The organism is Streptomyces sp. NPDC056948 (genome assembly GCF_042674225.1).
Lineage (GTDB): Bacteria > Actinomycetota > Actinomycetes > Streptomycetales > Streptomycetaceae > Streptomyces > Streptomyces purpurascens.
In genome coordinates this window covers 20,566-33,514 of record NZ_JBHUQX010000042.1, presented here as the reverse complement: position 1 = coordinate 33,514, position 12,949 = coordinate 20,566, and the positions used below count along the sequence as shown (strand labels likewise).

The 12,949-nt window shown below is 72.4% G+C and carries 8 protein-coding genes; 6 read left to right on the top strand and 2 right to left on the bottom strand.

What is annotated here, in order from left to right; translation table 11 throughout:
* Positions 1–13 precede the first annotated feature (13 nt).
* Together ACFTZL_RS08190 and ACFTZL_RS08185 are read right to left on the bottom strand one after the other, a co-directional pair.
* A complete protein-coding gene (locus tag ACFTZL_RS08190) occupies positions 14–1,630 on the bottom strand; it encodes an NADH-ubiquinone oxidoreductase-F iron-sulfur binding region domain-containing protein (protein ID WP_382579611.1) in 1,617 nt (538 codons plus the stop codon).
* Positions 1,627–2,892: a cytochrome b/b6 domain-containing protein gene (locus ACFTZL_RS08185; protein ID WP_382579609.1), complete on the bottom strand. Its 1,266-nt coding sequence runs from the start codon at positions 2,890–2,892 to the stop codon at positions 1,627–1,629. Before ACFTZL_RS08185 ends, ACFTZL_RS08190 begins: the two co-directional genes overlap by 4 nt.
* A 465-nt stretch (positions 2,893–3,357) precedes the next feature.
* Between ACFTZL_RS08185 and leuS the strand changes: the two genes are divergently transcribed.
* From leuS to ACFTZL_RS08155, 6 genes are all read left to right on the top strand, one after another.
* On the top strand, positions 3,358–6,237 hold the full coding sequence (gene leuS / locus ACFTZL_RS08180; RefSeq protein ID WP_382579607.1) for a leucine--tRNA ligase: 2,880 nt from the start codon (positions 3,358–3,360) through the stop codon (positions 6,235–6,237).
* A 138-nt stretch (positions 6,238–6,375) separates the two neighbouring features.
* Complete coding sequence (locus tag ACFTZL_RS08175) at positions 6,376–7,110, top strand: hypothetical protein (RefSeq protein ID WP_382579605.1); 735 nt, start codon at positions 6,376–6,378, stop codon at positions 7,108–7,110.
* Positions 7,111–7,182: 72 nt separating this feature from the next.
* Entirely contained in the window at positions 7,183–8,028 is an 846-nt protein-coding gene (locus ACFTZL_RS08170) for a DegV family protein (protein WP_382579603.1), read from the top strand.
* Between the two features lie 132 nt (positions 8,029–8,160).
* Positions 8,161–9,474 carry a helix-hairpin-helix domain-containing protein gene (locus ACFTZL_RS08165; protein ID WP_382579601.1) on the top strand — a complete coding sequence of 438 codons (1,314 nt, stop codon included), beginning with the start codon at positions 8,161–8,163 and terminating at the stop codon, positions 9,472–9,474.
* Entirely contained in the window at positions 9,471–12,110 is a 2,640-nt protein-coding gene (locus tag ACFTZL_RS08160; RefSeq protein ID WP_382579599.1) for a ComEC/Rec2 family competence protein, read from the top strand. The genes ACFTZL_RS08165 and ACFTZL_RS08160 overlap by 4 nt, the downstream gene beginning before the upstream one ends.
* Complete coding sequence (locus ACFTZL_RS08155) at positions 12,107–12,946, top strand: arylamine N-acetyltransferase (protein ID WP_382579598.1); 840 nt, start codon at positions 12,107–12,109, stop codon at positions 12,944–12,946. Before ACFTZL_RS08160 ends, ACFTZL_RS08155 begins: the two co-directional genes overlap by 4 nt.
* The last annotated feature ends 3 nt before the right edge of the window (positions 12,947–12,949 follow it).

The following is a 12,949-nucleotide window of genomic DNA, read 5'->3' as shown; positions in this document are numbered from 1 at the left end:
GCCATACGTCTGCTCAGCGGCCGAGAGCGCGCCGTCCGCGGCCCTGGGAGAGGACCGGGAGGTTGCGGGACGACGGCGCGCCCTGGGAGCGCGTGTCCTCCTCCAGGCGCAGGGCCAGCGCCGGGCAGCGGCGCACCGCGCGTAGAGCCTTGGCCTCGGCGTACCGCGGCACCTGTGCCTGTGCCACGGTGGGGAAGCCGTCGGCGCCGAGCTGGAACACCTCGGGGAGGATGTCCGCGCACAGGCCGTGGCCCCGGCACAGCGTCCAGTCGACGTAGATCTTCTGGCGGCTGGGGCCGTTCTCCTCGGACTCGGCGCCGCCCGGGATGCCCGTCGGGGCCCTGCCGCCCTCGAAGAGCGGCAGCACGCCCTCCACGGGCCTGCCGCAGCCGTTGCCGAGGACATGGGCGGCCAGGTCGTCCGTGAACGCCTTGATGGTCGACTCGAGGAACATCGCGGAGCCGTCCGGGTGCGAGCAGGCGCCGCGCCGCTTCACGTTCTTGGCGACCTGCTTGACCGCCTCCAGGGCGGCCGGTCCGCCGCCGTTGAGGATGTCCTCCAAGCCGCGTGCGGCGGCCGGCAGGCCGAGGTAGCAGGGGCCGCACTGGCCCGCGCTCTCCTCGGCCAGCCACTGGGCGACCCGCAGCGACTCGCCCAGCGGGCAGGTGTCCTGAGTGATCGGCAGAATCGCTCCGGCGCCGAGCGCACCGCCCACCGCGTCCAGGGAGTTGCGGGAGACGATCGCCTCGTTGACCGTCGCCGCGTCGATCCACTTGCCGTGGTAGCCGCCGGTGAGCACGCCCTGCGGCACCGGCGGTGCGCCGGCGAGCTGCAGGACGTAGCGCAGCGGGACGCCCGTCGGGACCTCGATCACCATGGGGCGGGCCACCGCCCCGGAGACCGTGAGCATGACGGTGCCCGGCTCGTCGTACAGGCCGGTGTTGCCGTAGCGCTCCGGGCCGATGCGGGCGGCGATGGCGAGCTGGGCGAAGGTCTCGGCGTTGGACAGCAGCGTGGGGGCGCCTCCGACGCCGTTCTGCGAGGCGCTGACCTTGCGGCCCGGTGGAACGGCCGGGCCGCCGTCGATCGAACGGATCAGCGACGCGGCGGCACCGGTGACCATACGGACCGGATTGCGCTGCACACGCGCGCGTAGTGCCGACCGGCGGCCGTTGTTGAGGCCGCGTTCGGCGAGCGCCGCTTCCATGGAGCGCTGTGTCGACTCACGGGTGACCCCCACCACGAGCGTGCGGGCACCCAGAGCTTCCGCGCACAGCAGCGCGCCGTCCAGGATCAGATGCGGGGCACGGTTGATCAGCACCGTGTCCTTGCGGCAGGCCGGCTCGTCCTCGCTTCCGTTCACGACGACGACCGGCCGGATGCCGCGCTTGATCGCCGACTCGGCGACCGAGCGCAGCTTTTTGTGGAAGGGGAAGCCCGCGCCGCCGCGGCCCTTCAGGTTGATGCGTTCGGCGAGTTGCGCGAGCTGCTCGCCGCCCATCGGCTCGAGCGGCCCGTGCACCTTCAGATGCATGGGCAGATCGAGCCGATCGACAAGGTCGAAGCCCGACGTGAGCTGAGGAAGCCCGACCACGCGGACTTCGGGTACGTCGGGCAGAGCCTCGTTCACTTAAAGCCTCCGGAAGGCGTGTTCCAAGGTTCGCCCGATCCCGGTGCGTCGAAGTCGTAGGACGCACCGGGCAGTGTTTCAGTGGCGGGACCGCTGTTGTACGTGTCGTTCGGGTAGTACGTGTCGAAGGCGGCGTTCGACTCACCCGTGTCGTACACGTCACTCGATCCATAGCCGGCGGCGCCTGGATTGCCATAAGCCGGGATGCTTTGTCCGGTGTCCTGCATGGGGTCGTAGGGCGGGATGTTGAAGCCCGTGTCCTGGAGCGGGTCGTAGGCCGACGGCGGGGCCTCGCCGACCGGGGGCGGGGACGGGATCGGCCAGTTGCCCGAGGTGCTGGAGGGGCCGTCCACGAGCGGCATGCTCTGGGTGGGCTGCATGTCCAGCGGCAGCTCCATGCGATTGCTCGGCCCCGGCGCGAAGGCCTGCTGGCCCGGGGGAGGGCCGGAGACGGCACGGTAGGCGGCCGCGAATCCGTTGGCGGGCTCCCTGGCCGCGGGGCGTTCCGCCTTCTCGTACAGCGGGCCCGACGGGGACGCCGCGGCTCCCCGGGGCGCGGCCCGGCTTTCGTAGCCGGGCAGCGTGGAGCCGCCGGCCGCCCGGGCCCGGCTCTCCTCCAGGTCCCTGCGGGCCGAGGGCTCCCCGGGGCCTATGAGGCTGGCGAACTTGTCGGCGACCTTGCGCTTGACCGGGCGCGGAGCGGCGCGCAGGGCGAGGGCGCCGGCCACCGCGACCAGGGACAGGCAGTACAGGATGACGAAGATCGGCTTGGCCGCGCGACCCGCGTAGAGCCCGTGGACCAGGGCGGCGCACCAGGCCGGGTAGGCCAGCATGTGCATGGCCCGCCAGCGGGCCGCGACGGGTGCGGGGGAGGCGAAGCGGTTGCGCAGTACGCCGGTGACGCCCACGAAGATCATGAGCATGCTGGCCACGGTGCCGAGGCCGATGAGGAACGACCTGCCCGTGACGGTCTCGTCCTCGGTCAGGAGCAGCCCGAAGGGGACCACGGCGGCGACCCACGAGGTGTGGTCCAGCGCCAGCTTCACCCCGATGTGGACCAGGAGGAAGACGATCGAGGCGACGGCCGTGGTCCGGTGCACGGCCTGCGCCAGGATGCGCCTGCGCGCGTCGAGCAGGATCCGGTCCTGGGCGACGAGTCCCCAGATCACCGAGCAGGAGAGGCACACGAGGGACAGCACGCCGGCGCCGAAGTTGAGGAACTCGGCGAACGAGTCGTCCGCCGTGGAGTCGTACGGATTCACGGCCTGCCTCCCCACATCCCGGCGACCGGGGGTAGCGAGGCGTTACTGCGATGAGGGTTCATGGGGGCAACTCCGAGCGGTTCGGGAAAGCGGTCCCGCTGCCGCACTCTAAGCGGAGCCATACCGATGGGTACGAGGTTTGAGTTATTGCGTTGTTATCAAAGGACAATATGGATGTTGTGATGTCCCTTAGTGACTATTACGCGGAGTAACCTTTGACCCTGGTTCAGCTTTTCGGGCACCGAACGGCCCTCCGGAAGCGCGTCGCGGCGCGCTGAGGGCCTGCGGTACCCTATCGCCATGCGTGCCGTACGCCTTCTGCTTAGCGGGCCGCGCTGATCAGTCCCGGCCACCGGACGAGTCGAGTGGCCGGAATCGGCGCGGCGTCCCCTCCTGTGTGAGGGGATTTTTCGTTTCTCGAACCCACAGCCGCAGGCAGAGACGATCGATGGAGCTTTGAGGATCATGAGCGAGACGAACCCCGCTGCCGCCGCCGAGGTGGCGGCGCCGCACCGCTACACGGCCGCCATGGCAGCCGAGATCGAGGCACGCTGGCAGGACTTCTGGGACGTCGACAACACCTACGGCGCGCCCAACCCCAAGGGTGACCTGGCGGGCGAGCCGGAGACCGTCGCCAAGCCCAAGAAGTTCATCATGGACATGTTCCCGTACCCCTCCGGTGCGGGCCTGCATGTCGGTCACCCCCTGGGCTACATCGCCACGGACGTGTTCGCCCGCTTCCAGCGGATGACCGGCCACAACGTCCTGCACACCCTGGGCTTCGACGCCTTCGGCCTGCCCGCCGAGCAGTACGCGGTGCAGACAGGCACGCACCCGCGCGTGTCCACCGAAGCCAACATGGAGAACATGAAGTCCCAGCTGCGCCGGCTGGGCCTGGGCCACGACAAGCGCCGGTCGTTCGCCACGATCGACCCGGACTACTACAAGTGGACCCAGTGGATCTTCCTGCAGATCTTCAACTCCTGGTACGACCACGACGCCGGGCGGGCCCGCCCGATCGCCGAGCTGATCGAGCTGTTCGCCTCCGGTGAGCGGCCCGTTCCGGGACACACGCGCGCGTGGAGCGAGCTGAGCGCCGCCGAGCAGGCCGACGTGCTGGGCGAGTTCCGGCTGGCCTACGCCTCCGACGCGCCGGTCAACTGGTGTCCCGGGCTGGGCACCGTGCTGGCCAACGAGGAGGTCACCGCCGACGGCCGCTCCGAGCGCGGCAACTTCCCGGTCTTCAAGGCCAAGCTGCGCCAGTGGAACATGCGCATCACCGCCTACGCCGACCGGCTGCTGGACGACCTGAACGAGCTGGACTGGCCCGAGGCCATCAAGCTGCAGCAGCGCAACTGGATCGGCCGCTCCGAGGGCGCCCGCGTCGACTTCCCCATCGACGGCGAGAACATCACGGTCTTCACCACCCGCCCCGACACCCTGTTCGGCGCCACCTACATGGTGCTGGCCCCCGAGCACCCGCTGGTCGAGAAGTTCACCCCGGCCGCCTGGCCGGAGGGCACCCACCAGGTGTGGACCGGCGGCCACGCGACCCCCGGTGAGGCCGTCAGCGCCTACCGCGCGCAGGCCGCCTCGAAGTCCGACGTGGAGCGGCAGGCCGAGGCCAAGGACAAGACCGGCGTCTTCATCGGCGCGTACGCGACCAACCCGGTCAACGGCGAGCAGGTCCCGGTCTTCATCGCCGACTACGTGCTGATGGGCTACGGCACCGGCGCGATCATGGCCGTCCCGGCCGGCGACCAGCGCGACTTCGAGTTCGCGCGCGCCTTCGAGCTGCCGATCCACTGCATCGTCGAGCCGACCGACGGCCGTGGCACGGACACCTCGACCTGGGAGAACGCCTTCGGGTCGTACGACGCGAAGATCATCAACTCGTCGAACGACGACATCAGCCTGGACGGCCTGGGCGTCGCCGAGGCCAAGGCGCGCATCACCGAGTGGCTGGAGCGGTCCGGCGTCGGCGAGGGCACCGTCAACTTCCGGCTGCGCGACTGGCTGTTCAGCCGCCAGCGCTACTGGGGCGAGCCGTTCCCGATCGCCTACGACGAGGACGGCATCGCCCACGCGCTGCCCGAGTCGATGCTGCCCCTGGAACTGCCCGAGGTCGAGGACTACTCGCCCCGCACGTTCGACGCGGACGACGCCGACACCCAGCCCGAGACGCCGCTGTCCCGCAACGAGGACTGGGTCAACGTCACGCTGGACCTGGGCGACGGCCGTGGCCCGCGCAAGTTCCGCCGCGAGACCAACACCATGCCCAACTGGGCCGGTTCCTGCTGGTACGAGCTGCGTTACCTGGACCCGCACAACAGCGAGCGGCTGGTCGACCCGGAGATCGAGCAGTACTGGATGGGCCCGCGCGAGGGCCAGCCGCACGGCGGTGTCGACCTGTACGTCGGCGGCGCCGAGCACGCCGTACTGCACCTGCTGTACGCGCGCTTCTGGTCCAAGGTGCTGTACGACCTGGGGCACGTCTCCTCGGCCGAGCCGTTCCACAAGCTGTTCAACCAGGGCATGATCCAGGCCTACGTCTACCGCGACAGCCGTGGCATCGCGGTGCCGGCCGCCGAGGTGGAGGAGCGCGACGGCGCGTACTACTACCAGGACGAGAAGGTCACCCGTCTGCTGGGCAAGATGGGCAAGTCGCTGAAGAACGCCGTCACCCCGGACGAGATCTGCGCCGAGTACGGAGCCGACACGCTGCGCCTGTACGAGATGGCGATGGGCCCGCTGGACGTCTCCCGGCCGTGGGACACGCGCGCGGTGGTCGGCCAGTTCCGGCTGCTGCAGCGGCTGTGGCGCAACGTCGTCGACGAGACGACCGGTGAGGTGACGGTCGTCGACGCCGAGCCGGATGAGGAGACGCTGCGCGCCCTGCACAAGGCGATCGACGGGGTGCGCGGTGACCTGGAGGGCATGCGGTTCAACACCGCCATCGCCAAGGTCACCGAGCTGAACAACCATCTGACCAAGGCGGGCGGCGCGGTCTCGCGTCCGGTCGCCGAGGCCCTGGTGCTGATGATCGCCCCGCTGGCCCCGCACGCCGCCGAGGAGCTGTGGCGCAGGCTGGGGCACGCGGGCTCGGTGGTGCACCATGACTTCCCGGTGGCCGACCCGGAGTACGTGGTCGACGAGACCGTGACGTGCGTCGTGCAGATCAAGGGCAAGGTCAAGGCGCGGCTGGAGGTCTCGCCTGCCATCTCCGACGACGAGCTGGAGAAGGTCGCCCTGGCGGACGAGAAGGTCGTCGCCGCGCTGGGCGGGGCCGGGATCCGGAAGGTGATCGTGCGGGCACCGAAGCTGGTGAACATCGTCCCGGCGTAGACGCGGGGCCTGACAGGCCTCCATCGGGGTGCTCCCCTACGGGCAGGTTCGGGGTTCTTCCGGAACTCCGGACCTGCCTGTTGCGTTTACCGTTGAAGAGCGACGTGAGGTGTGCCGCGATGCCCTGAGGAGGAGCCGGTGGAAGCAGTGATCGCAGTATTCGCCCTGCTTTTCGTACTCTTTCTCGGGCTCGGCGTCTACGCGACGGTGAAGGTGGTAGGTGCCGCCAAGCGTGGCGTGGACCGCGGCCTCACCCAGGCCCGTCGCACCGTCGAGGACCACACCCTGCGGGCCAAGTCCTTCGCCCAGCCCGGCGCCGCGGGTGAACTCGCGCAGCTTCGGCTGAGGCTGCGCACCTCGATGCGTGCCACCCAGGACGCGCTGCACGCGGCCGTCGCCGAGGACGTGTCCATCAAGGAGTCCATCGGTCTCTTCGAACGGCTCAGTGCGCACGGCCATGAGCTGGACGACGAACTGAAGCGCCTGGAGGCCGAGCCGGACCGCGGCGCGCTGACCCAGCGGCTGCCCGAGCTGCGCGAGCGCACCGGACGCATCACAGAGTCCGCGGACGCGCTGCGCTGGGCGGCCCGCGACCGGGCCCGCCGCTTCGCCGAAGACGACCTGGACACGCTCAGCGCCCAGATCGACGTGGAGGCCGGGGCGCTGCGGCACTGGACGACGCCGGAGTCCGAGTCGGCCTCCCAGCCGTGGCCCGAAGCGCCCGCCGCCGATGCCGCCACAGCCGGGCAGACCTGGCCGGAATCCCCGCAGCCGAGCCCTGAGCAGGAGCAGGACCGGCCGGCCATCACCCCGCCGGGACCGCGCCCCACCTATTCCTGGCAGAAGAAGGCCCGCCCCGAGAGCACTACTTGATCCGGCCACTCGCGCCGCGGGGCACGGGGGCCGGGCTGCCGCACGGGCGCTACGGCAGGTAACCTCCAGCTCATGTCCCGCCATGTCGCGATCGTCACCGATTCAACGGCCTACCTGCCGGCCCGGGCGATGGAGCGCCACGGCATCACAGCGGTGCCCCTGACGGTGGTCCTCGGTGACCGGGCACTCGAAGAGGGCACCGAGATCTCGACCCGTGCTCTCGCCCAGGCTTTGCAGAAGCGGCGACCCGTGACGACCTCTCGGCCCAGCCCCGCGGTCTTCGAGGAGACGTACCGCAAGGTCGCCGAGTCCGGCGCCACCGGCATCGTCTCCCTGCACCTCTCCGCCGAACTCTCCGGAACCTACGACGCGGCCGTCGTGGCCGCGCGGCAGGCGCCGGTGCCGGTGCGGGTGGTGGACACCGGCATGATCGCGATGGCGCTCGGGTTCTGCGCGCTCGCCGCGACGGAGGCCGCGGAGTCGGGCGGCACGGTGGACGAGGCCGTCACGGCCGCGGAGAAGAGGGCCGCGGGCACGTCCGCCTACTTCTACGTCGACACCCTCGACTACCTGCGCCGCGGCGGCCGTATCGGCGCCGCGCAGGCCCTGCTGGGTTCGGCGCTCGCGGTGAAGCCGCTGCTGCAACTGGCCGACGGCCGCATCGAACCGCTGGAGAAGGTGCGGACCGCGTCCAAGGCGATCGCCCGCCTCGAGGAGATCGCGGCCGACCGGGCGGGCAGCGCGCAGGTCGATGTCGCCGTCCACCATCTCGCCGCCCCGGACCGGGCGTCGGCCCTCGCCGACCGGCTGCGGACACGGTTGACCGGGCTGGCCGATCTGCATGTCAGCGAGGTCGGGGCGGTGATCGGGGCGCATACGGGGCCCGGGCTGCTGGGAGTTGTGATTTCGCCGCGGTGAACGTTGCTCCGGGGCTCCGGGCATCGGCTCCTATCACCCGTGTGAGTGGCGGAGTTGTCCACAGCCGGGCGGTTGTCCCCGGGAATTGACCAAGATCATCGCGGGTGGGTCGAGGTGGCTGATCCTCGTCGCATGGCACTTCGATCACGTTCACGTACAGCGACTGCGACCAGCGGCCCGGGCCGTGGACCCACGTCCGACGGCCGCGTCCGCCACAGTCGACGCCCGCCCGTTGTGCGCGGCCGGGCCCGGCACCGGCACCGGCACGCTTCGGCGGAGGAACTGCGCCGGCGGGCGGAGGTGCTGTTCGGGGAACATGGCGGACGGGGTGGGCCTGCGGTGCGGGGCGGGCCTGGTGAACGGGCTGGGCCTGCGGCATGGGCAGGGCCTGCCGAGCGGGCCGGGTCGGCTGAACGGGTCGGGTCTGCGGCACGGGTTGGGCCTGCCGAGCGAGCCGGGTCGGCTGAACGGGTCGAGTCTGCCGGACGGGCTGGGCCGGCTGAACGGGTCGGGGAGCGGTGGGAGTCGGGGCAGGGGCCGCCGGCTCGGGGGCGGCCTTCGTGGGCTGTCGTGGAGACGGCTGACGGGGATCGCGCTCCGCTGGGGCGGGATGGGCGCGAGGCCGGTGTGGAGCCCGGCCTGGGACCCGACGTCGTCCCCGTCGAGTCGGACAGCGGGGCCGGCCGCGTCGCGGAAGGGGCCTGGCGGGAGCGGGCCGGGCTCGCGCTGCGGGAGCGCATGCCGCTGTGGTTGCAGGCCAGGTGTGGGCTGGAGCGGCGGAGCGTACTCGCTCTGACGGTGGTGCTCGTCGTGGCCGCGGCGTTCGCCGTACAGCACTTCTGGACCGGCCGGACTCAGTCCGTGCGGCCGCCCGAGGTGGTGCGAGCGGCGGCGCCGTACGGGGAGCAGGGACAGGGCGGGCAGACCGAGGAGGAACGAGGGCCGGGCGTGCCCGCGGGGGCGGCCGAGGCGACAGGTGCCGCGGGGCCGCCCGAGATCGTCGTGGACGTCGGCGGCAAGGTCCGCGATCCCGGAATCCATCGGCTGCCGAGCGGTTCGCGTGTCGCGGACGCCCTGCGCGCGGCGGGCGGCGTGAAGCCCGGGACGAACACCGACGGTCTCAACCGTGCCCGCTTCCTCGTGGACGGCGAACAGGTGGTCGTCGGGGGACCGGCCCCCGTCGGGGGAACCGGGGCGGGCGGTACGGCTGCCGGAGGCCCGGCCGGTGGGGCGGCGGGCGGCGCGATGCCGGCGGCTCCGGTCTCCCTCAACACAGCCACCGCCGACCAGCTCGACACCTTGCCGGGTGTGGGCCCGGTGCTGGCGCAGCACATCATCGACTACCGCACGCAGCACGGCGGTTTCCGTTCCGTGGACGAACTGCGCGAGGTGAACGGCATCGGCGACCGCCGCTTCGCCGACCTGCGGAATCTCGTACGGCCATGAGGACGGCCCCTGACCCGTCGGCGCGGCGGGACGAGGCCGTTCCCGGGGCCCCGCCTGAGCCGGCCCGGTCGTCCGTGCACGCCTCGTCCGGGCAGCGGCTCGGCGTCGCCCGCCCCCGGCAGGAAGGCCCCACCGACCTGCGGCTCGTGCCACCCGCCCTCGCGGCCTGGGGCACGGCGGCGCTGATCCTGGGCGCATCGCCGGGGTGGGCCGCGGGCATCGTGGTCGGCTGTCTGCTCGCCGTCGGCCTGCTGCCGCTGGCTCGGAGATCCGGAACGGCGGCATGGCCGCGTGCGTCGGCCGCCGCCGTGCTGCTCTGCGTCGCGGCTGCCGCCGCCTCGGCCGGGCTGCACGGGGCGGATCTGCGCCGGGGGCCCGTGCCCGGCCTGGCGCGGGAGTACGCGACGGTGACCGCCGAGGTCGAGCTCACCTCCGACCCCCGCCTGACCCGTCCCAAGGTCCGGGGCGATCACGTGGCTCCCACCGCCGTGCTGGTCGATGCCGAGGTGCGACGGGTCCATGAGGCGGGTGGCGCGGCAGTGGTGACGCGGACGCCGGTGCTGGTGATCGTCGACGTGAGGTCGGCCCGCGGGAGCGCCTGGGGTGGGCAGCCGCGGCCGGCGGCCGGTGAGCGGGTGCGGTCGCCGTGGCTCGGGCTGCTGCCGTCGACGCGGCTGCGGGTCAGCGCACGGCTGGCGCCCGCGATGACGGGCGGTGACCGGGTCGCGGCCGTGCTGCGGGTGCGGGACCAGGGCGAACCGGAGGTGGTGGGAGAGCCTTCGGGGGCTCAGCGGCTCGCCGGGCGGTTGCGGGCCGGGCTGCGGGAGGCGACCAGCGAGCTGCCGGCGGATGCCCGGGCGCTGCTGCCGGGGCTGGTGGTGGGGGACACCTCGCGGATCACCCCGGAGCTGGAGGAGGCCTTCAAGGAAACCGACCTCACCCACACACTCGCTGTGTCCGGGGCCAACTTCACGATCCTCCTCGCCCTGCTGCTCGGGCCGCCGGGCCTGGCGCAACATGTCGAGCGGCGGGGGATCGCGCCTCGCCTCGGTATCTCCCTGCGGGGGACGGCGGTGCTCGGGGGTGCGCTCTCCCTCGGGTTCGTCGTGGTCTGCAGGCCGGATCCGAGCGTGCTGCGGGCGGCGGCCTGCGGAGCGGTCGCGCTGCTCGCCCTCGCGACCGGCCGTCGGAGGTCACTGATCCCGGCACTGGCGACGGCGGTCCTGCTGCTGGTGCTGTACGACCCGTGGCTGGCGCGGAGTTACGGGTTCCTGCTGTCCGTCGTGGCCACCGGGGCGCTGCTCACGCTCGCGCCGCGGTGGAGCGCAGGGCTGCGGCGGCGCGGGGTGCCGCCCAGGCTCGCCGAGGCGCTGGCCGCCGCTGCCGCCGCGCAGGCTCTGTGCGCGCCCGTGGTCACCGTGCTGTCGGCGCGGGTGAGCCTGGTCGCGGTGCCGTGCAATCTGCTCGCGGAGTTCGCGATCGCGCCCGCCACCGTGCTGGGCTTCGCGGCACTGGCCACGGCACCGGTGGGGATGCCGGTGGCCAAGGCCCTGGCATGGTGCGCGCATTGGCCCGCCGAGTGGATCGCCGAGGTCGCCCGGACGGGGGCGGCGCTGCCGGGCGGGGGCGTGGACTGGCCGGGAAGCTGGGCCGGTGCGGCGCTGCTCGCGGCCGTGACCCTGGTGGTGCTGCTCGTGGGGCGGCGGCTGCTCGGGCATCCATGGTGGTGCGGGGTCTGCGGGCTGCTGCTGGCGCTGGCGGTGGTGCAGCCGCCACCACTGACCCGGGCGATCACGGGCTGGCCGCCGCCGGGCTGGCGGCTGGTGATGTGTGACGTGGGGCAGGGGGACGCCATGGTGCTCGCGGCGGGCGAGGGGGCCGGCGTGGTGGTGGACGCCGGGCCCGATCCACAGCTTGTCGACCACTGCCTGCGCGCACTCGGCATCACCAGGATTCCGCTGGTCGTGCTCACCCACTTTCACGCCGATCATGTGGCGGGGTTGCCCGGTGTGCTGCGCGGACGGGCCGTGGGCGCGATCGAGACGACGGGTTTCGAGGAGCCCGCGGACCAGGCCGCGTTCGTGCGGAGACAGGCGGCGGCCCGGCGGGTGCCCGTGACGAGGGCGGCCGCGGGGGAGCAGCGCCGCGCGGGCGGGTTGTCCTGGCAGGTGGTGTGGCCGCCACCGAGCCCGCCACCGCCGTCGGCGAGCTCTCCACCGGGTTCGCCTCCGCAGGTGCTCCCGGCCCACCCGGTGCCGGAGGGGCCGAACGACGCCAGTGTGGCCATGCTGGTCCGGTCGGCGGGGCTGCGGCTGCTGCTCCTCGGGGACCTCGAACCCCCGGCCCAGCGGGCACTGGCCAGGTCACCGGCGGCCGAGGCGCTGTCCGGCGTGGACGTGCTGAAAGTCGCCCATCACGGCTCGGCCTACCAGGACCCCGGACTCATACGCCGGGCCGCACCGCGGCTGGCCCTGATCAGCTGCGGTGCGAACAACACCTACGGGCATCCGGCGAAGGGCACGGTCGCGGCACTGCGCGCCGGGGGTGCGACGGTGCTGCGGACGGACCGGGACGGCGCACTGGCGGTTGCAGGAGGGGGCGGAGAGCTGAGGGTGGCGCGAGACTGGGGGGCATGAACTCAGCACAGGTTGATGCCTATCTCCGCCGCCTGGGAGCCGAGCCCCCGGCGTGGCCCACCGTCGACGCGCTGCGCGAGCTGCACCTGCGGCATCTGCGGACCGTGCCGTTCGAGAACCTCTCCATCCATCTCGGCGAGGAGATCGTGCTGGAGGAGAAGCGGCTGCTGGACAAGGTGGTGGGCGCCAGGCGGGGCGGGTTCTGTTACGAACTCAACGGAGCCTTCGGGTCGTTGCTCGCCGCGCTGGGCTACGAGGTGGCGCTGCTCGCGGGCCGGGTGTACGGGGACGAGGAGCGGCTCGGGATCCCGTACGACCATCTCGCGCTGCGGGTGCGGACGGTGGACGGGGGTGACTGGCTGGCCGACGTCGGGTTCGGGGCGCACAGCCATCTTCCGCTGGCGTTCGGGGAGCGGGGAGAACAGGAGGACCCGGGGGGTACGTTCCGGATCGTGGAGGCGGGGCCGGACACGGCCGGGGTGCGCGGAGGCCATGACACGGTGGAGGCGGCGGACCTGCGGGTGATCCGTGACGGCAGGCCGCAGTACCGCCTGGAGGTGCGGCCGCGCGCGCTCGGTGACTTCGTGGCCGGGGCGTGGTGGCACAGCACGTCGTCGGGGTCGAACTTCACGCGGTCGCTGGTCTGTTCGCGGGTCACGGAGGACGGAGGGCGGATCACGCTCAGCGGACGCAAGTACACGGTGACGGCGGCCGACGGGACACGGGAGGAGCGGGAGCTGGGGACGGACGAGGAGGTGCTCGGGGTGTACCGGGAGCGGTTCGGGATCGAGCTGGGCGCGGTGCCGGTGGTCCGGGGCACCGGCCAGAGCGGCTGATCC